Source organism: Burkholderia sp. MSMB1588 (assembly GCF_001546925.1).
Lineage (GTDB): Bacteria > Pseudomonadota > Gammaproteobacteria > Burkholderiales > Burkholderiaceae > Burkholderia > Burkholderia humptydooensis.
Window position 1 is genome coordinate 81293 of record NZ_LNJS01000002.1, and the last position, 18162, is coordinate 99454.

General features: G+C 69.5%; 16 protein-coding genes and 1 pseudogene. 11 read left to right on the forward strand and 6 right to left on the reverse strand.

Going from position 1 to position 18162, the window contains the following annotated elements; all coding sequences use genetic code 11:
• The first annotated feature begins 193 nt into the window (after window positions 1-193).
• From WS92_RS28620 to WS92_RS28630, 3 genes and pseudogenes are all read left to right on the forward strand, one after another.
• Complete coding sequence (locus WS92_RS28620; protein ID WP_043281889.1) at window positions 194-655, forward strand: hypothetical protein; 462 nt, start codon at window positions 194-196, stop codon at window positions 653-655.
• A 245-nt stretch (window positions 656-900) separates the two neighbouring features.
• Window positions 901-1175 (forward strand): annotated as a pseudogene (locus tag WS92_RS35350) (sigma factor-like helix-turn-helix DNA-binding protein); the annotation flags it as partial.
• Window positions 1176-1280: 105 nt separating this feature from the next.
• Complete coding sequence (locus tag WS92_RS28630; RefSeq protein ID WP_009910881.1) at window positions 1281-1838, forward strand: hypothetical protein; 558 nt, start codon at window positions 1281-1283, stop codon at window positions 1836-1838.
• 82 nt (window positions 1839-1920) lie between these two features.
• Here the strand turns inward: WS92_RS28630 and WS92_RS28635 are convergent, their stop codons facing one another.
• The 4 genes from WS92_RS28635 to WS92_RS28650 form a co-directional block, all read right to left on the reverse strand.
• A complete protein-coding gene (locus WS92_RS28635) occupies window positions 1921-3054 on the reverse strand; it encodes a CaiB/BaiF CoA transferase family protein (RefSeq protein WP_006024038.1) in 1134 nt (377 codons plus the stop codon).
• A gap of 98 nt (window positions 3055-3152) precedes the next feature.
• A complete protein-coding gene (locus WS92_RS28640; protein WP_059933061.1) occupies window positions 3153-5276 on the reverse strand; it encodes a 3-hydroxyacyl-CoA dehydrogenase NAD-binding domain-containing protein in 2124 nt (707 codons plus the stop codon).
• A 12-nt stretch (window positions 5277-5288) separates the two neighbouring features.
• Window positions 5289-6494 carry an acetyl-CoA C-acetyltransferase gene (locus WS92_RS28645; protein ID WP_059933063.1) on the reverse strand — a complete coding sequence of 402 codons (1206 nt, stop codon included), beginning with the start codon at window positions 6492-6494 and terminating at the stop codon, window positions 5289-5291.
• Window positions 6495-6777: 283 nt separating this feature from the next.
• Window positions 6778-7914, reverse strand: a complete 1137-nt coding sequence (locus WS92_RS28650; RefSeq protein ID WP_006024035.1) for an acyl-CoA dehydrogenase family protein — start codon at window positions 7912-7914, stop codon at window positions 6778-6780.
• A 112-nt stretch (window positions 7915-8026) separates the two neighbouring features.
• On the opposite strand from WS92_RS28650, the gene WS92_RS28655 reads away from it, so the two are divergent.
• From WS92_RS28655 to WS92_RS28665, 3 genes are all read left to right on the forward strand, one after another.
• Window positions 8027-9064 (forward strand): GlxA family transcriptional regulator, encoded by a 1038-nt coding sequence (locus WS92_RS28655; protein WP_059933065.1) that lies wholly within the window; start codon window positions 8027-8029, stop codon window positions 9062-9064.
• 157 nt (window positions 9065-9221) lie between these two features.
• Window positions 9222-10058, forward strand: a complete 837-nt coding sequence (locus WS92_RS28660) for a PaaX family transcriptional regulator C-terminal domain-containing protein (protein ID WP_059933067.1) — start codon at window positions 9222-9224, stop codon at window positions 10056-10058.
• Window positions 10059-10093: 35 nt separating this feature from the next.
• Entirely contained in the window at window positions 10094-11083 is a 990-nt protein-coding gene (locus WS92_RS28665; RefSeq protein WP_006024031.1) for a fatty acid desaturase family protein, read from the forward strand.
• Between the two features lie 162 nt (window positions 11084-11245).
• Here the strand turns inward: WS92_RS28665 and WS92_RS28670 are convergent, their stop codons facing one another.
• Together WS92_RS28670 and WS92_RS28675 are read right to left on the reverse strand one after the other, a co-directional pair.
• Window positions 11246-12136 (reverse strand): DUF1700 domain-containing protein, encoded by an 891-nt coding sequence (locus WS92_RS28670; protein ID WP_059933069.1) that lies wholly within the window; start codon window positions 12134-12136, stop codon window positions 11246-11248.
• The gene (locus WS92_RS28675; protein ID WP_006024029.1) at window positions 12133-12474 is read right to left on the reverse strand and encodes a PadR family transcriptional regulator; all 342 of its coding nucleotides are present in this window, start codon (window positions 12472-12474) and stop codon (window positions 12133-12135) included. The genes WS92_RS28670 and WS92_RS28675 overlap by 4 nt, the downstream gene beginning before the upstream one ends.
• Window positions 12475-12758: 284 nt before the next feature.
• Here WS92_RS28675 and WS92_RS28680 point away from each other — a divergent pair, with 284 nt between their 5' ends.
• From WS92_RS28680 to WS92_RS28700, 5 genes are all read left to right on the forward strand, one after another.
• Window positions 12759-14432: a GMC family oxidoreductase gene (locus tag WS92_RS28680; RefSeq protein WP_006024027.1), complete on the forward strand. Its 1674-nt coding sequence runs from the start codon at window positions 12759-12761 to the stop codon at window positions 14430-14432.
• Between the two features lie 73 nt (window positions 14433-14505).
• Window positions 14506-15303 (forward strand): SDR family NAD(P)-dependent oxidoreductase, encoded by a 798-nt coding sequence (locus tag WS92_RS28685; protein ID WP_006024026.1) that lies wholly within the window; start codon window positions 14506-14508, stop codon window positions 15301-15303.
• Between the two features lie 43 nt (window positions 15304-15346).
• Entirely contained in the window at window positions 15347-16138 is a 792-nt protein-coding gene (locus tag WS92_RS28690; protein WP_059933071.1) for a molybdenum cofactor biosynthesis F family protein, read from the forward strand.
• A gap of 10 nt (window positions 16139-16148) precedes the next feature.
• Complete coding sequence (locus WS92_RS28695; protein WP_059933194.1) at window positions 16149-16541, forward strand: nuclear transport factor 2 family protein; 393 nt, start codon at window positions 16149-16151, stop codon at window positions 16539-16541.
• 55 nt (window positions 16542-16596) lie between these two features.
• Entirely contained in the window at window positions 16597-18102 is a 1506-nt protein-coding gene (locus tag WS92_RS28700; RefSeq protein ID WP_059933073.1) for an aldehyde dehydrogenase family protein, read from the forward strand.
• The last annotated feature ends 60 nt before the right edge of the window (window positions 18103-18162 follow it).

Sequence of the window (18162 nt, forward strand, 5' to 3'; positions counted from 1 at the left end):
TTCTTCTCGCGCCTCATCATGGAATAGCGCGGCACGTCCGTTCGTTTACAGGTCGAGCGTCAGGCGTTTCGCGGAAGCGATGTTTCGCCCATGCCGCAGCCGCTCGCACCTATCGACAAACAGCGACATGCAGGACGACGCCGGCCGATGTGCCGCGCGTCGATATTTCGGGGTGTCCATTCAGAGCCCTATCATGAACGAGCTGATTCGTTGCGCCGCTGCGCTGATTTGCGCAGGCGTGTCCGTCTCCGCGTGCGCGCAAACCTATGACGGAACGACCGCGTCGATCGACACGTCGCACTGCCGGGCGATCGCCGGACAGGCGGAAATCGACGGCACGATGCAGCAAGTCGTCGGCCGCGCCTGCCTGCAAAGTGACGGAACCTGGCGGCTCGTCGAGAACGACGACGGCAGCGTGATGTGGTATCCGATCGCCGAGTATCCGTACTCCGATCCGTGGTACTGGAGCACGCCTTTCTTCGTCGTCGGCGGCACGACTTTCGTCTTCGTCGATCGCTTTCACCACTTCCACCGGTTCCATCATTTTCATCCGATGACGCCGAGCCACATCGGCCCGCCGATGGGCGGGGGTTTCCATCACGGACCGCCGCACGGCGGCGGCATGCACGGATGGAGCGGAACGATGCGGCACTAGCGGGCGCAAGCCGGCGCGCATTGCGTGCGCCATTGCGCGACGCGCATCGTCCCGCCGTCCGTCGCGCCGCGTCGATCGATTTCCCCGCGCCGGAACGTGGCAGCGACACGCGACATCTATGTCGTCACGATGCGCGAAAACGCCTGCCGCATCGGGTCCCGTTTTCGCGCACCGCCTGTCCGTCATTTATCGATGCGCTGAGCGCGCGCGATCCCGACCCTTCGTATCAGGCCGCGGCGCGCGCTGAGCTGCGCGGCCTGCTCGAGCAGCAACTCGAGCAGTTGCCGCATGCGTTTCGGATCGTGTTCGTGCTGCGTTCGGTCGAAGAGCTGAGCGTCGACGAAACCGCGCGTTGCCTCGGCATTCCCGAGGCAACGGTGCGCAGCCGCCATTTCCGCGCGAAGCGCTCGCACGCGAGATCGATCTCGTCGAGCACGACGTATTCGAGTTCGGCGGCGGCGATTGCGATCGCATCGTGGCGGCGGTCATGCAGCGTCTCGCCGCGCGGCATCCTCGATAAGCGGCAGGTTGCGCGTCACGATCGAAGCGATTCGGCTACAGTCCGGGTGTGCGGCCGCGCCGAAGACGGCCGCCGATGCTTCGACCCAACCACGAGGATCACCCCATGCGCATCATCCGGGCCTGGCTCGCCCTGGCGTTCGTCGCGTCCATGACGTGCATCGCTTCCGCCGCCCACGCCGCGCCTGCCGGCAAGACGCTGACGTTCGACGGCGTCGATTTCTTCCAGCGCGACGCCACCGGCAATCGGCTCGAATACACGCCGAAGGGCGAGGACGATCTGTCGACATGGCGCACGATGATCACGCTCGTGCGCTACCCGGACGCGACGACGGCCGACGGGCTCGCCTCGATCGCGGATTCCGTGCTCGGGCTCTACAAGCAGAACGGCGCGTTGATCCTGAAGGTCAACGCGGTGCCGGCCGCGCGCGGCAAGCCGGCCGAATACTTCATCTCGGTCGCGTTCCCGACGCGCGATTTCATCGAAGCGGTGTTCACGCGCATCGCGCTCGTCGACGGCGCGGGCGCGGGCGCGATCTACTCGCATCGCGAATACGGGCGCGCGGTCGGCAACGAAGTGAGCGCATGGATCGAGAAGAACGGGCCGGCGAAGGAGCGCGCACTCAGGCAATGGAATCCGCTGCCGACTGCCGGCGGAAAATGAGCGGGCGAGGGGCGAGCGCTGTAACGAAACGCGCCGCCCGAGGCAGACCGATCGCGCGAAGCGGCTTCACGCGCCCGGCGAGTCATCCTTTCGCGACGAACGCCGCGATCTCGTCTTCCGCGAACCCCGCTTCGCGCAGGATCGCGGCGCTGTCCGCGCCGCGCCGCGGCACCGCGCCGGGCCGCGCGTTCGGCGAGCCGGAAAACCGCGGCGCCGGCGCCGCCTGCAGCACGCCGTCGCGCTCCGCATAGACGCCGCGCGCCGCCAGATGCGGATGCGACTTCGCTTCGACCGGGCTCAGCACCGGCGCGAAACAGACGTCGGTGCCCTCCATCAGCTCGACCCAATGCGCGCGCGGCCGGCTCGCGAAAATTTCCGCGAGCCGCGCGCGCAGCCGGGGCCAGCGGCTCGCATCGTACGGATGCCGGAAATCCTCGTCGCCGGCGAGATCGAGCTTGTCCACGAGCAGCGCGTAGAACTGCGGCTCCAGCGCGCCGACGCTGACATGGCCGCCGCACGCGCAGCGATAGCTGCCGTACCAGTGCGGGCCGTCGAGCAAGCCCTGGCCGCGCGCCATCGGCATGAAGCCCGCCGCGTGAATCGACAGCAGCAGGTTCATCAGATTCGCGCTGCCGTCGACGATCGCCGCGTCGACGACTTGCCCCTGCCCGCGCAGGCGCGCGTCGACAATGCCCGCGAGCACGCCGATCGCGAGATACAGCGCGCCGCCGCCGAGATCGCCGACGAGCGTCGGCGGCGCGAGCGGCGCGTCGCCCGGCTGCCCCGCGTACCAGAGCGCGCCGGACAGGCCGATGTAGTTGATGTCGTGGCCCGCCGCGTGCGCGAGCGGCCCATCCTGCCCCCAGCCCGTCATCCGTCCGTAGACGAGCTTCGGATTGCGCGCGAAGCACGCGTCGGGGCCGAGCCCGAGCCGCTCCATCACGCCGGGGCGCATTCCTTCGATCAGTGCGTCGGCGCCCTCGGCGAGCCGCAGCACCGCATCGATCGCCTCCGGCTGCTTCAGGTCGAGCGCGAGCGAGCGCTTGCCGCGATTGAAGATCGCGTGGCGGCCGAGGTCGAGAGGATCGCCGTCGCGGCCGGCCGTGCGCTCGACGAGGATCACGTCCGCGCCCATGTCGGCAAGCAGCATCCCGCAGAACGGCGCCGGACCGATGCCGGCGATTTCGACGATTCGGATTCCGTGCAAAGGGCCCATGCCCGCTCCCGTGAGGTTCGATGTCTTTGGCGTGGCGCCGCGCTACGCGGCGCGCAGCCCAACGCGCCACGAACACCGCGCGCTTCGCGCGACCCCGCTCAGTAGAAACTCTGCCCCTGCGCCGCCATCTCGCGCAACAGCGCCGGCGCGGCGAAGCGCGCACCGTACCGCGCTGCGAGACGATCGCACGTCGCGACGAACGCGTCCACCCCGACGCCGTGAATGTGCGACACCGGCCCGCCGCGGAACGCCGGGAAGCCCCAGCCGAGAATCGCGCCGACATCCGCGTCGCGCGCCGTCATCAGCACGCGCTCTTCGAGGCAGCGCGCGGTCTCGACCGCCTGCACCGTCACGAGCCGCTCGATCAGCGCCGTCACGTCGGGCTGCTCGGCCGCGACCGGAAACTCGCGCGCGAGCCCCGGCCACAGCGCCTTCCTGCCGCCCGTCGCCGGATAGTCGTAATAGCCGAGCCCCGCCTTGCGGCCGAGCCGGCCGAGCTCGACCATTCTCGCGGCCACGTCCTCGCCCGGCCGCGCGGCGTACGCGTCGCCGAGATCGGCGCGCGTCTGCTTCGTGATCTTGTGGATCAGCTCGCTCGACACCTCGTCGGTCAGCGCGAGCGGGCCGACGGGCATCCCGGCGAGCAGCCCGGCGTTCTCGATCAGCGCGGGCGCGACGCCCTCGGCGAGCATCGCGAGCCCTTCGAGCACGTAGGTCGAGAACACGCGGCTCGTGTAGAAGCCGCGCGAATCGTTGACGACGATCGGCGTCATCCCGATCGCTTTCACGTAATCGAGCGCGCGCGCGAGCGTCGCCTCGCTCGTCTCCCGGCCGACGATCACTTCGACAAGCGGCATCTTCTCCACCGGCGAGAAGAAATGCAGGCCGATGAAGTTCGCCGGCCGCGCGCTCGCCTGCGCGAGCCCCGTGATCGGCAGCGTCGACGTGTTCGACGCGAAGAGCGCATCGGGCGCGAGCACCGCTTCGCTCTTGCGCGTCACGTCGGCCTTGATCGCGCGATCCTCGAACACCGCCTCGATCACGAGCTCCGCGCCGTCGAGCCGCGCGAAATCTGTCGTCGGCGCGATCCTCGCAAGCAGCGCGTCGGCCTTTTCCTGCGCGAGCCGGCCGCGCTGCACCTGTTTGTCGACGAGCTTGCGCGAATAGTCCTTGCCGCGCGCGGCCGCCTCTTCGCTCGTGTCGATCAGCACGACGTCGAGCCCCGCCTTCGCGCTCACGTACGCGATGCCCGCGCCCATCATCCCCGCGCCGAGCACGCCGATCTTCCGGTAGCGCTGCGCCGGCACGCCGGCCGGCCGCGCGGCGAGCTTGTTCGCTTCGTTCATCCCGAAGAACAGCGTGCGGATCATCGCCTTCGCTTGCGGCGACAGCACCGCCTTCACGAAATAGCGCGCCTCGGTCTTCAGGCCCGTGTCGAGATCGGTCAGCAGCCCTTCGTACACGCACGACAGGATGCTCGCGACGGCCGGATAATTGCCGTAGGTCTTCTGCCGCGCGAGCGCGTTCGCCGCCATGAACACCTGCTGGACGGACGGATGCGTGAGCGCGCCGCCCGGAATCTTGAAGCCCTTCGCGTCCCACGGCTGCGTCGCGGTGCGGCTGCTCGCATCGAGCAGCCACGCGCGCGCGGCCGCGATCTCCTCGCCCGCCGGCACGACCGCGTGCAGGATGCCCGCGGCCAGCGCGTCGGCCGCCTTCAGCCGCTTGCCTTCGAGCAGGAGCGGCAGCGACGCCTGGATGCCGACGAGGCGCGGCAGGCGCTGCGTGCCGCCGCCGCCCGGCAGCAGGCCGAGCGTCACTTCCGGCAGGCCGAAGCGCGCCCTCGGCGTGTCGGCCGCGACGCGGTAGTGGCCCGCGAGCGCGATCTCGAGCCCGCCGCCGAGCGCCGAGCCCGGCATCGCGATCGCCACCGGCTTGCCGCCCGTCTCGAGCGCGCGCAGCGCGCGGTGCAGCTCGCACGTGCGCGCGAAGAGCGTCTCGGCATCGTCGCTCGCCTGCAGCCATTCGAGGTCGCCGCCCGCGATGAAATCGGGCTTCGCCGACGTGACGAGTATCCCCTTCACCGCCGCGTCCTGAAGCGCGCGCGCCGCCGCCGCGAAGAACGCCTCGCAGCTCTCGCCGTTCAGCACGTTCTGGCTGCGCTGCGGCAGGTTCCAGCTCAAGGTCGCGATGCCGTCGTCATCGAGCGTGTAATCGATCATGGTCGTCCCCCGTCAAATCCGTTCGATGATGGTCGCCGTGCCCATGCCGGCGCCGACGCACAAGGTGGCGAGGCCCGTGGCCGCGCCGCGCCGCTCCAGCTCGTCGAGCAGCGTGCCGAGGATCATCGCGCCCGTCGCGCCGAGCGGATGGCCCATCGCGATCGCGCCGCCGTTCACGTTGATCCGGTCGTGCGCAATCGCCATCGCGTCCATGAAGCGCAGCACGACCGACGCGAATGCTTCGTTCAGCTCGTACAGGTCGATGTCGGCCGCGCGCATGCCGGCGCGCTTGAGCGCCTTCTCGGCCGCGTAGGCCGGCCCCGTCAGCATGATCGACGGCTCCGAGCCGATGCTCGCGAACGAGCGGACCCGCGCGCGCGGCGCGAGGCCCGCACGCTTGCCCGCCTCGAGCGAGCCGATCAGCACGGCCGACGCGCCGTCGACGATCCCCGAGCTGTTGCCCGCGTGGTGCACGTGCTCGATGCGTTCGAGCTCCGGATAGCGCTGGCGGATCACCGCGTCGAAGCCGTACATCTCGCCCAGCTCGGCGAACGAAGGCTTGAGCGTCGCGAGCGTCTCGGACGTCGTCTGCGGGCGGATCGTCTCGTCGCGATCGAGGATCGTCAGGCCGTTGACGTCGCGCACCGGCACGATCGAGCGCGCGAACCAGCCGGCCTGCGTCGCCGCGTATGCGCGGCGGTGGCTCTCGGCGGCGTATGCGTCGACGTCGGCGCGGCTGTAGCCCCACTTCGTCGCGATCGTGTCGGCCGATACGCCCTGCGGCACGAAGTAGCTCGGAATCGCGATGGCCGGATCGACGGGCCATGCGCCGCCGCTCGCGCCCATCGGCACGCGCGACATGCTCTCGACGCCGCCGCCGATCGCCATGTCCGACTGGCCGGACATCACCTGCGCGGCCGCCATGTTGCACGCTTCGAGGCCCGACGCGCAGAAGCGGTTGACCTGCACGCCGGCCGTCGTCTGCGCGTAACCCGCCGCAAGCACCGCGATGCGGCCGATGCACGCGCCCTGCTCGCCGACGGGCTCGACGCAGCCGAGCACGACGTCATCGACGGCGCTCGTGTCGAGACCGTTGCGATCGCGAATCGCGCGCAGCGCGGTTGCGGCGAGCGCGAGCGGCGTGACGCCGTGCAGGCTGCCGTCCTTCTTGCCTTTGCCGCGCGGCGTGCGCACGGCGTCGAAAATGTAGGCTTCCATGAATCGTTCCTTCAGTTGATGGAGACGGCCTGTCAGGACGGCCTGTCAGGACGGCCGGTTGCGGCCGCATTCGGCCGGCGGGCGGGGCGGCCGCTTCACGCTGCGGCCGGGGTGCGCTCGTCGGGCCTAGCCGATCTCGCTGGCCGGGTCTTGCTGGTCGATTCCTCACCGTCGGGCGCTCAGGCGAGCGGTCGATCGGCTCGCCGGCAGGCGAATCGACCTCGGAAGATCGGCGCGTCATCCGGCTTGCTGTTTGGCGAGCCGTTTCGCGCGCCATGCGCCGTCACAGCGTGCGCGCGATCAGCTCCTTCATGATTTCGTTGGTGCCGCCGTAGATCTGCTGCACGCGCGAATCGGCCCATGCGCGCGCGATCGGGTATTCCCACATGTAGCCGTAGCCGCCGTGCAGTTGCACGCAGCGATCGATCACCTTGAACTGCAGCTCGGTCGTCCAGTACTTCGCCATCGAAGCCGTCGCCGCGTCGAGCTTGCCCGCGAGCTGCAACTCGATGCATTTGTCGACGAACACGCGCCCGATCTGGATCTCACTCTTCATCTCGGCGAGCGCGTGGCGGCTCGTCTGGAAGTCGATCACCGCGCGGCCGAACGCGCGGCGATCGCGCGTGTAGTCGAGCGTCCACGCAAGCGCCGCCTCGGCCGACGCGATCGCGCTGATCGCGATCTGCAGCCGCTCCCACGGCAGTTCCTGCATCAGATAGACGAAGCCGCGGTTCTCCTCGCCGAGCAGATTCCCGGCGGGCACGCGCACGCCGTCGAAAAAGAGCTCCGACGTATCCTGCGCCTTCATGCCCACCTTCTTCAGCCGCTTGCCCTTGCTGAAGCCCGCCATGTCCGTGTCGACGACGAACAGGCTCGTGCCCTTCGAGCCGCCCTCGGGCGTCGTGCGCGCGACGACGATCACGACGTCCGCATGCCAGCCGTTCGTGATGAAGATCTTCGAGCCGTTGAGCACGTAGTGACCGCCGTCGCGCACCGCGGTCGTGCGCACGCCTTGCAGGTCGGAGCCCGCGCCGGGCTCGGTCATCGCGATCGCGCCGATCATCTCGGCGCTCGCGAGCTTCGGCAGGTAGCGCGCCTTCAGCGCCTCGCTGCCGTAATGGAGGATGTACGGCGCGACGATCTCCGAATGCAGCCCGAAGCCGAGCCCCGACGCGCCCGCGCGCGCGATCTCCTCGAACAGCACGACGCTGTAGCGGATGTCCGCGCCCGCGCCGCCGTACGCTTGCGGCATGCTCGCGCAGTGGTAGCCCGCCGCGGCCGCCTTCGTCCACACCTCGCGGTCGACATAGCCCTGCTCCTCCCAGCGCTCGTGGTGCGGCATCACCTCGGATTCGATGAAGCGGCGGACGGACTCGCGGAACTGCTCGTGCTCTTCGGCGAAGAGGGTGCGGGAAATCATGGCGTCTCCAGTGAGGAAATCGCGCGGCGCGCTGGCGTCGGCGACAGGCTGTTTGCGGTATTTGAGCAAGTCCGGGACAATCTGCGTTGATCCGAAACGCCATTTTCTTGACATGAAAAAACCGCCGCGTGACGCCGGCCGGCCCGGGGTCGCGATCCTTCTGCCGCCGCGCCTGTTGGGCGGCTATGTGTTCCTCACGCACGAAATGCTGCTGCTCGCCGGCACGATGAAGGCGCGCAGCCTGGACGTCGTGAACAGCCGGCTGTTCGACATCGCGATCCTGTCACACGACGGCCGGCCGGTGCCGACGATCGGCGGCATCGACGTGCCGGCGACGGCCGCGCTGCGCGACGCCGACGCGCACGAAGTCGTGATCGTCCCCGCGCAATTCATGCCGGACGAGCAGATCGGCACGGTCGAGCGCGTGTTCATCGATTGGCTGAAGCGCCGCTATGCGGCGGGCGCGCTCGTCGTCGGGCTCAACGCGGCGCCGCTCCTCGCGAAGGCCGGCTTGCTCGACGGCCGCGGCGCGACCGGGCTGCCAAGCGAGCGCACGCTGTTCGCGCGGCATTTTCCGGCGGTGCGCTATACGCCGTCGAAGCCGCTCGTGGTCGACGGGCGGCTCATCACCGTGAGCGGCATCAATCCGGCTGTCGATGCGTGCGCGTACGTGATCGACTACTGCTTCGGCGCGGGCGTGTCGCAGCGGCTGCTGCGGGTCGCGCTCACGCAGTCGCTGCCGTCGTACGAGCACATGGCTGTGTGGGCCGCGCAGTACAAGCGGCACGGCGATGCGCCGGTGCTCGCGGTGCAGGACGGCGTCGAGCGCGCGCTCGCGCATCCGCCGACGCTCGCCGAACTCGCCGCGCGCGCGGCGATGAGCGAGCGCACGCTGTCGCGGCGCTTCGCGGCCGCGACCGGGCTCACGCTGCGGCGCTACGTCGCCGCGCTGCGCGTCGAGCTCGCCGCATTCCTGCTGCGCACGAGCCGGATGACGCTCGATCACATCGCCGACGAATGCGGCTTCGCGAGCGCGAGCGCGTTGAGCCATGCGTTCCTCGCGGGGCAAGGATGCAGCCCGATTCAGTATCGGAACCGGCATCGGCCCGGCGCGCGGCGCGATGCGGCTGAGGGCGGCGGCGCGGGCTGATGGGCCGGAAAGTAATCGGGCTGCGATCGCGCGGGCTCGGTGCCGGCCACCGCGGCCGCCGTCATTTCCCCTGTCAATTCACTTGAAACATTACTAAAAATTCTATATAAATAAATTCTGAGTAATCACCTTTCGTTTGCCAGCCGCGAAAAGCCCCATGACGCAACCCACCGCGAAACATCTGATCCTCGATTTGCTGGTCGCCAAGGACGGCGAGCCGCTGCAGGTGCGCGAGGCGATCATCGCGTGCCGGCTGTTCGGTCTCACCGAGAACAGCGTGCGCGTCGCGCTCGCGCGGCTTGCGGCCGAGTCGCTCGTCGAAGGCGCGGAGCGCGGCAGCTACCGGCTCGGGCCGTCGGCCGTCGAGCTGTCCGAGGAGCTGACCGCGTGGCGCACCGTCGAATCGCGGCTGCGCCGCTGGAGCGGCGCGTATCTGATGGTGTCGTGCATCTCGCTCGGCCGCGTCGACCGCACCGCCCTCGCCCGCCGCGAGCGCGCGTTCGAGATGCTCGGCTTCCGCGAATGGGACAAGAGCCTGTACGTGCGCCCGGACAACATCGCGGGCAATGTCGACTCGGTGCGCCGGCGGCTGACGAAGCTCGGCGTCGAGCCGGCGGCGGCCGTGTTCGTCGCGATGGGCTTCGACGCCGCGCAGGAAGCGCGCATCCGCGCGCTGTGGGACGGCGAAGCGCTGTCGGACACGTATCGCACGCTCGGCGCGCAGCTCGAAGACTGGCTCACGCGTGCGCCGGAGCTCGATCTCGACGTCGCCGCGCGCGAGGCGTTCCTGCTCGGCGGCAAGGCGATCCGGCAGGTCGTGTTCGATCCGCTGCTGCCGGAGCCGTTCGTCGACGTCGCCGCGCGCGCGGCGTTCATCGAATGCGCGCGGCGCTATGTCGGCGCGGGCCACCGGATCTGGCGCGCGCTCCTCGACAGCGAGCAGCCGTCCGCGCCGGGCGCGGCGCGCGGCGCGATCGCGGGCCACCTGCACTAGCACTGGCGCGACAAACGGCCGGAGGAGACCTCGACATGACCGACAGAATCCGCATCCGCGACCTCTTCACCCGCGACGAGATCCGCGCGCTGACCGTGCGCTCGAACTGGCGCGGCGCGTGGGCGGTCGGCTCGACGTGGGCGGTGATCGCGCTCGCGTTCGCGGGCCTCGCGTATGCGCGCGCGCATTTTCCGGCCTGGGGCTTCGCGCTCGCGCTCGCGGCCGGCATGACGATCATCGCCGGACGCCAGCTCTGCCTCGGCATCCTCCAGCACGACGCCGCGCACGGCACGCTGTTCCGCGCGCGCTGGGCGAACGACGTGCTCGTCGACTGGCTGTGCGCGCGGCCGATCTGGAACGAGTTGCACAAGTACCGCCCATACCACCTGACGCATCATGCGACGACGTCGTCGAGCGTCGATCCCGATCTGTCGCTCGTCGCGGGCCTGCCGACGACGCGCGCATCGCTCGTGCGCAAGTGCTTGCGCGACCTTTCGGGCGTCACGGGCGTCAAGTTCCTGATCGGCCGCGTGCTGATGGACGCGGGCGTGCTCGAGTGGTCGCTGACGAACGACATCCGGCGCCTGCCGCAGACGGGCCGCCGCTGGCGGGACTATCCGGCCGCGTTCTTCCGCACCGCGGCCGGCATGCTGATCACGAACGCCATCCTGTTCGGCGCGCTATGGGCAAGCGGCCATCCGTGGCTGTACGGCGTGTGGGTGCTCGCGTACGTGACGCCGTTTCCGCTTTTCATCCGCATCCGCTCGATGGCCGAGCATGCATGCCTCGAGACGAGCGACGATCCGCTGCGCAACACGCGCACGACGCGCGCCGGCTGGCTCGCGCGCGCGACCGTCGCGCCGATCCACGTGAACTACCACGTCGAGCATCATCTGATGGCGTCGGTGCCGTACTTCCGGCTGCCGAAGATGCACCGGATGCTGCGCGAGCGCGGCTGCGTCGCGCGGCCGCCGTCGTACTGGCAGGTGCTGAAGACCGTCAGCGGAAAGATGGCGGCGGCCTGAGGGAGCAGAACGCCGGATGACGGACATCCGGCGCTCTCATGTTTGTATACAAACAAAATACAAAAATACAGACAGTGGTTCGCACATTCCGCGACACAGAAAAAGATGCTTCGCCTCCGGCGAGCTTATCCGAAGCGCTGATTGTCCTCGAACGCCCGAACCTCAACCCACCCGCCCACGCTCGAGCTTCGCCGACACCGCATCGATCCGCCGCCGCACATACCGCACGAGCGCGCGCCACGTGACGCGCGTCAACCAGATGCACACGAGCAGCCCGACGATCCCGATCGGCAGCATCGCCAGCCCGTAGCCGAACGCGATGCCCCCGAGCGCGAACCCGGTCGGCGCGGCGACGCTGACGTGCTGCTTGCCGTTGTCGACGGTGATCCGGCCGCCGACGATCGACACCGCATTCTCGCCGTTCGTCACCGACAGGTTCATGCCGCCGCGACCGTCCGGCGTGATCTGCACATTGCCGCCCGCGACGCCGGGCACGTTCACGCCCGGCGCCGACGCGCCCGTGTTCGCGATCTCGCCGCCCCGCGCCTCCGTGCCGTCCGCCGCGCCCTTGCCGGCCGTCGCACCGGCCGCGCCGGCCGCGCCGACCTGCGCCGCGCCGCCGCCGAACGGCAGGACGCCCGGCACGGGCGTGCCGAATACGTAATGGCTGCCGAACGCGACGAGCGTGACGAGCCCCGCCACCGTCAGCGCGCCGAAGAACACATAGCCCGTCGTCAGCACGAGCATGTACAGCAGGAACGGCACGAGCAGGATCAGGTGCAGCAGCCCGAGGCCCGCGATCGAGCCGACGACGCGCATCAGATTGCCGAACGAGCGACGCTCCTCCCATTGCCGGAAATTCGCCTGCGCCTTCAGCTCGCGCGCGAGCTTCTCCGGATCGCCGAGCGCGGCGATCACGTCTTCTTCCGCGCGCCCGGCCGCGAGCGCGTCGCCGATGTACTCGCGGTAATCGGCGACGATCTCGTCGATGTCCCGCTTCGGCAGGCTGCCGAGCGCCTGCCGCAACCGCTGGCTGAATGCGTCCTGCTTCATTGCCGTTCCTCTCCGTCCGCTCGCGTGCCGTGCAGCGCCAGCACGCCGTTGACTTCGTCGACGAAACCGAGCCACTCGTCCTCCATCTGCCGCAGGCTCGCGCGCCCGGCGCCGGTGATCGAGTAGTACTTGCGCGGCGGCCCCGACGTCGATTCGACGAGGTAGGTCGTCACCCACGCCTCGGCCTGCAGACGCCGCATCAGCGGGTAGATCGTGCCTTCGCTGATCTCCATCGTTTCGGCGAGCGTCGACACGAGCTCGTACGCGTAGCTGTCCCGCCGCGCCAGCACGGCGAGCACGCACATGTCGAGCGTGCCTTTCTTCAACTGGGTCTTCATTCCATTCCGCCGGCGTAGTGTGCGTTGCAAGATACCGTGTCATGTTCAGCGGCGGCCCGTCGTGCAGGCCGCCGCTGAACATGGGCCGACTATAGCAACGGGTATCGTCTAATGCAAGGTACTGTTTTATGCACGATGAATGCCGCCGCGCAACGCGCGCGCCGTCGCCGTCCGCCGCTCAGAACGCAGTTTGAATTGATCGACAGCGCACACGGCGCGCACGCCGGCCGATTTCGCCGATAGTGGCAGCCTGTCCATCCATCCGACCCAGCGAGAAGCGACACATGTCCGCGGCAACCCCCAACGGCTCGACGGAATTCGACTACATCGTGATCGGCGGCGGCTCGGCCGGCTGCGTCGTCACGCACCGGCTCGTCCACGCCGGGCATCGCGTGCTGCTGCTCGAAGCCGGCCCGCCCGACAATTCGTTCTTCGTCCGCACGCCCGCGACGTTCGTGCGCGTGATCGGCACGAAGCGGACCTGGATCTACGAGACGGAGCCGCAAGCGCACGCGGCCGGCCGGCGGATGCACGTGCCGCAGGGCCGCACGCTCGGCGGCGGCAGCTCGGTGAACGCGATGGTGTACATCCGCGGCACGCCCGCCGATTACGACGGCTGGCGCGACGCCGGCTGCGACGGCTGGGGCTGGGATGACGTGCTGCCGTTCTTCCGGCGCGCCGAGCACAACCACCGGCTCGCGGGGCCGCTGCACGGCGCGGATGGGCCGCTGCACGTGAGCGACACGCGTTTTCGTCATCCGCTGAGCCAGGCGTTCGTTCAGGGCGCGCAGGAGTTCGGGCTGCCGTACAACGACGACTTCAACGGCGCGTCGCAGGCGGGCGTCGGCTTCTATCAGACGACGACGTTCGAAGGCCGGCGCGGCAGCACCGCCGCGACGTATCTCGCCGACGTCCGGCGCAACCCGCTGCTGACGGTCGAGACCGACGCGTTCGTCACGCGCATCGTGTTCGAAAACGGCGTCGCGGCCGGCGTCCGCTATCGGCTGCGCGGCGGCGAGGAGCGGCTCGTGCGCGCGCGCGCCGAGATCGTGCTGTCCGCGGGCGCGCTCGCGAGCCCGAAGCTGCTGATGCTGTCGGGCGTCGGCCCTGCCGAGCAGTTGCAGCGACACGGCATTCCGGTCGTCCACGACGCGCCCGAGGTCGGGCTCAACTTCCAGGACCATCTCGAAGTGTCGCTGTACGGCCGCGCGCGCGAGCCGGTGAGCCTCGCGGGCCAGGACCGCGGGCTCAACGCGCTGCGCCACGGCATCCAGTACGCGCTGTTCCGCACGGGGCTCCTCACGTCGAACGTCGTCGAGAGCGGCGGCTTCGTCGATACCGCGCAAGGCGGCCGCCCCGACGTGCAGTTCCACGTGCTGCCCGTGCTCGTCGGCGACGTCGGCCGCGAGCCGCTCGAAGGGCACGGGATCTCGATCAACCCGTGCTTCCTGCGGCCGAAGTCGCGCGGCACGGTGCGCCTGCGCAGCGCCGATCCGCTCGCGCCGATCCTGTTCGACGGCAATTTCCTCAGTCATCCGGACGATTTCGCGACGCTCGTGCGCGGCCTGTCGCTTGCGCGCGAGATCATGCGGACGCCGTCGATGTCGAAGGCGATCGCGGGCGAGATGCTGCCGGCCGAAGGCGGTCGCGTCGATCTCGCCGCGTACGTGCGCTCGCACGCGAAGACTGTCTATCACCCGTCGGGCACGTGCCGAATGGGCGGCGATCCGGCGTCGGTCGTCGATTCGCAACTGCGCGTGCGCGGCGTCGGCGGGCTGCGGATCTGCGATGCATCGGTGATGCCCTCGCTCGTATCCGGCAACACGAATGCGCCGACGATCATGATCGCCGAGCGCTGCGCCGAGTTCATGCTGCCGCCGGCGGGCGCGCCGAACGCGCGCATTGTCGCGGGCGCGTCGCATGCCGCCGCGCCGCTCGACGCCGGCGGCGTGCGCTGAGCGCCGCGCTCCCGCCGTCGCGGCGAATCGTCACGATCGCGCTTTTCACATCCACTCGAAGGAGACGTCAGTCATGCACACGTTCAACGACAAGGTCGCGTTGATCACGGGCGGCGGCACGGGCATCGGCGCGGCCGTCGCGCGCAGGTTCGTCGAAGCGGGCGGCAAGGTCGTTCTGCTCGGCCGCCGTCGCGAGCCGCTCGACGCGGCCGCGCAACCGCTCGGCGCCGCCGCGATCGCCGTCGCGGGCGACGCGGCCGACGCGCGCGACGTGCGACGCGCGCTCGATGACGCGCGCGCGGCGTTCGGGCGCGTCGACGTGCTGGTCGCGAACGCGGGCGGCCACGGCGTCGGCGGCGCGCTCGACACCGACGACGCGTCGTGGGCGCAATCGACGCGGGTGAATCTCGACACCGCGTTCGTCTGCGCGCGCGAGCTGCTGCCCGAGCTGATCGAGCGGCGCGGCAACATCGTGATCCTCTCTTCGCTCGCCGGACATTTCGCGGGCCCGAACGTCGTCGGCTACGTGACGACGAAGCATGCGCTGATCGGCCTCACGCGCTCGCTCGCGCGCGACTACGGCAGCGCCGGCGTGCGCGTGAACGCGGTGTGTCCGGGCTGGGTGCGCACCGCGATGGCCGACGAGCAGATGGACGCGCTGCGCGACGCGCGCGGGCTCGCGACGCGCGAGGACGCCTACCGGCTCGTCACGCGCGACGTGCCGCTCGGCCGCCCGGCGGAGCCCGACGAAATCGCCGACACGGTGCTGTATCTCGCGTCGCCGTATGCGTCGATGATCACGGGCACGTCACTGCTCGTCGACGGCGGCGCATCGGCCGTCGACCTGCCGACTATCGAATTCGCGCGCTGAGCGCCACGGCCACGCGAAAAAACATTTTTCCGAGGACCCACCGATGAACGACAAACCGCAGGACTGGAAGAACTATGAAGACTTCGCGGCCGGCATCGACACGAACCGGCTGCCCGCGACCGGCGCGCTCGCCGGCCGCGCATTGACGTTCGAGCTGCCGAGCGGCGCGTTCGCCGCGCGCTTCGTCGGCGACCACACGCTCGCGTGGCATCGCGGCGACGCGAGCGACACCGACTGGTACGAGGCGATCGAAGTCGCGCCCGACACGTTCTTCGTCGACGTCACGTTCCGGAGCCGGCCGGCCGAAGCGCTGACGCTCGTGTTCAACACCGCGACGCGGCGCGCGCTCGGCATCCTGTCGCGGATTCGCAGCCGCGATGAAGCGGGCGCCGCGCCGCGCGTCGCGCAGGATTTTCTGGTCGGCACGCTCGCGGGCGGCGAAGCGGGCGCGGGCGCTTCGGGCGCTGCGCCCGAGGAGACGCGCGACCTGATCGGCACGCGCACGCTGAACGTCTACAGCCCGAACCACACGTACGAGCACACGTACCTGAGCTCGACGCGCTACTGCTGGCAATGCCTCGTCGGCGAGCAGCGCGGCCACGGCGACGTCGATCTCGCGACAACCTACAGGTTCGCCGACGACCTCTACGTGTTCACGTTCCGCGAATTCCTGATTCCGGTTGCCTCGGTGTTCGTCTTCAACTTCGCGGTCGGCCGCTCGACGGGCAAGTTCCTCGGCGAGACGGGCGACGGCGCGATCGCGAACCGGCCGGCCGGCTCCTTCATCCGCAAACTGTCGCAGACCGTCTACCCGAACGATGCGCAACCCGTCTGAGGATCACACGATGCGTACCCCTTATCAAATCGTCGCCGATCACTATGCGGCGTCCGACAGACACGACCCCGCCGCGATGATGGCCGACATCGCGCCCGCGATCGAATGGACCGAGATGGCGGGCTTTCCGTGCGCCGGCACGTACCGCAGCGCGGACGAGATCGTCCGCAACGTGTTCCGGCGCCTCGGCGAGGAGTGGGACGGCTACACGTTCGCGCTCGACGCGCTGCACGACGCGGGCGACACGGTGATCGGCATCGGCCGCTACTCGGGCACGTACAGGCGAACCGGCAAGTCGTTCGAATGCCGCGTCGCGCACGTGTGGCGCGTCGACGCGGGCAAGATCGTGCGCTTCGAGCAGTTCACCGACACGCTGCTCGTCGCGCAGGCGATGCAGCCGTAAGCGCCTTCGTCCGTTCGTTCAACCAACGCGTTTTTTTGTTTCGCACGAGATCTCCATGAACCTGGCCGCTCTCTCGACCCAGCATCAACGCCAATCCGGCTTTCTCGCCCGCCGCCAGTTCGGCAACTGGCTCGACGGCAGCGCCGCCGAGCCGCGCTCGGGCCGCTATCTGCCCGTCGTCGATCCCGCGACCGAGATGACCATCGCCGAAGTCGCCGCGAGCGACGCGCGCGATGTCGACGCGGCCGTCGCCGCCGCGCGACGCGCGTTCGATTCGGGCGACTGGCCGCGCATGCGGCCCGCGAGCCGCGAGAAGCTGCTGCATCGGCTCGCCGACCGGATCGAGCGTCACGCGGACGAGCTCGCCGCGCTCGAGACGCTCGAAACCGGCAAGCTCGTCGGCGTCGCGCGCGCGATCGACGTGCTGGGCGGCGCCGAGTACGTGCGCTATGTGGCCGGCTGGGCGACGAAGCTAGAAGGCTCGACGCTCGACACGTCGATCGCCGCGCCCGCCGGCACCGAGTATTTCGCGTACACGCGCCGCGAGGCAGTGGGCGTCGTCGGCGCGATCGTGCCGTGGAATTTTCCGCTCGCGATCGCGCTGTGGAAGATCGCGACCGCACTCGCATGCGGCTGCACGGTCGTGCTGAAGCCGTCGGAGGAAACGCCGCTCACCGCATTGCGCCTCGGCGAACTCGCGCAGGAAGCGGGGCTGCCCGACGGCGTGCTGAACGTCGTGACGGGCACGGGCGCCGAGGCGGGCGCGGCGCTCGTCGCGCATCCGGGCGTCGACAAGATCACGTTCACTGGCTCGGTCGGCGTGGGCCGCGCGATCGGCCACGCGGCCGTCGACCGGATGGCGCGCTTCACGCTCGAGCTCGGCGGCAAATCGCCGCTGATCGTCTTCGACGATGCCGATCCCGACGTCGCCGCGCGCGGCGCGGCGCAGGGCATCTTCTTCAATCAGGGGCAGGTCTGCACGGCGGGCTCGCGCGTGTACGTGCAAAAACGCCTGTTCGAGCAAGTCGTCGCCGGCATCGCGGCGGCGGCCGAATCGATGAAGATCGGCTCGGGCTTCGATCCGAACACGCAGATCGGCCCGCTCGTGTCGAAACGGCACTTCGAGCGCGTGCTCGGCCACGTCGACGCCGCGAAGGAAGAGGGCGCGACGCTCGTCACGGGCGGTACGCGCGCGCTCGACGGCGGCTATTTCGTGAAGCCGACGGTGTTCGTCGACGCCGCGCCTTCGATGCGGATCGTGCGCGAAGAGGTGTTCGGGCCGGTCGTCACGGTCACGCCGTTCGACACGCTCGACGACGCGGTGCGGCTCGCGAACGACACCGATTTCGGGCTCGCGGCGAGCGTGTGGTCGCAGAACCTGTCGCGCGTGCATCGCGTCGTGCCGCGGCTGAAGGCGGGCATCGTCTGGGTCAACACGCACAACATGCTCGACAGCAACCTGCCGTTCGGCGGCTTCAAGCAATCGGGCTACGGCCGCGAGCTCGGCCGCGCGGCGCTCGAACAGTTCACCGAGCTCAAGTCCGTCTGCATCGCGCATTGAGCGACACGAGCGTCGGTGCGCCGAAGCGGCACTGAAGCAACCCCGAAGCATCCACGCAGC

What these genes read in the sequence shown, in the direction of transcription:
- WS92_RS28665 (WP_006024031.1), top strand. Translation starts at nt 10,094, where the DNA reads ATGACCGACAGAATCCGCATCCGCGACCTCTTCACCCGCGACGAGATC.
- WS92_RS28630 (WP_009910881.1), top strand. Translation starts at nt 1,281, where the DNA reads ATGCGCATCATCCGGGCCTGGCTCGCCCTGGCGTTCGTCGCGTCCATG.
- WS92_RS28620 (WP_043281889.1), top strand. Translation starts at nt 194, where the DNA reads ATGAACGAGCTGATTCGTTGCGCCGCTGCGCTGATTTGCGCAGGCGTG.
- WS92_RS28670 (WP_059933069.1), bottom strand. Translation starts at nt 12,136, where the DNA reads ATGAAGCAGGACGCATTCAGCCAGCGGTTGCGGCAGGCGCTCGGCAGC.
- WS92_RS28685 (WP_006024026.1), top strand. Translation starts at nt 14,506, where the DNA reads ATGCACACGTTCAACGACAAGGTCGCGTTGATCACGGGCGGCGGCACG.
- WS92_RS28655 (WP_059933065.1), top strand. Translation starts at nt 8,027, where the DNA reads ATGAAAAAACCGCCGCGTGACGCCGGCCGGCCCGGGGTCGCGATCCTT.
- WS92_RS28700 (WP_059933073.1), top strand. Translation starts at nt 16,597, where the DNA reads ATGAACCTGGCCGCTCTCTCGACCCAGCATCAACGCCAATCCGGCTTT.
- WS92_RS28680 (WP_006024027.1), top strand. Translation starts at nt 12,759, where the DNA reads ATGTCCGCGGCAACCCCCAACGGCTCGACGGAATTCGACTACATCGTG.
- WS92_RS28650 (WP_006024035.1), bottom strand. Translation starts at nt 7,914, where the DNA reads ATGATTTCCCGCACCCTCTTCGCCGAAGAGCACGAGCAGTTCCGCGAG.
- WS92_RS28675 (WP_006024029.1), bottom strand. Translation starts at nt 12,474, where the DNA reads ATGAAGACCCAGTTGAAGAAAGGCACGCTCGACATGTGCGTGCTCGCC.
- WS92_RS28690 (WP_059933071.1), top strand. Translation starts at nt 15,347, where the DNA reads ATGAACGACAAACCGCAGGACTGGAAGAACTATGAAGACTTCGCGGCC.
- WS92_RS28695 (WP_059933194.1), top strand. Translation starts at nt 16,149, where the DNA reads ATGCGTACCCCTTATCAAATCGTCGCCGATCACTATGCGGCGTCCGAC.
- WS92_RS28660 (WP_059933067.1), top strand. Translation starts at nt 9,222, where the DNA reads ATGACGCAACCCACCGCGAAACATCTGATCCTCGATTTGCTGGTCGCC.
- WS92_RS28635 (WP_006024038.1), bottom strand. Translation starts at nt 3,054, where the DNA reads ATGGGCCCTTTGCACGGAATCCGAATCGTCGAAATCGCCGGCATCGGT.
- WS92_RS28640 (WP_059933061.1), bottom strand. Translation starts at nt 5,276, where the DNA reads ATGATCGATTACACGCTCGATGACGACGGCATCGCGACCTTGAGCTGG.
- WS92_RS28645 (WP_059933063.1), bottom strand. Translation starts at nt 6,494, where the DNA reads ATGGAAGCCTACATTTTCGACGCCGTGCGCACGCCGCGCGGCAAAGGC.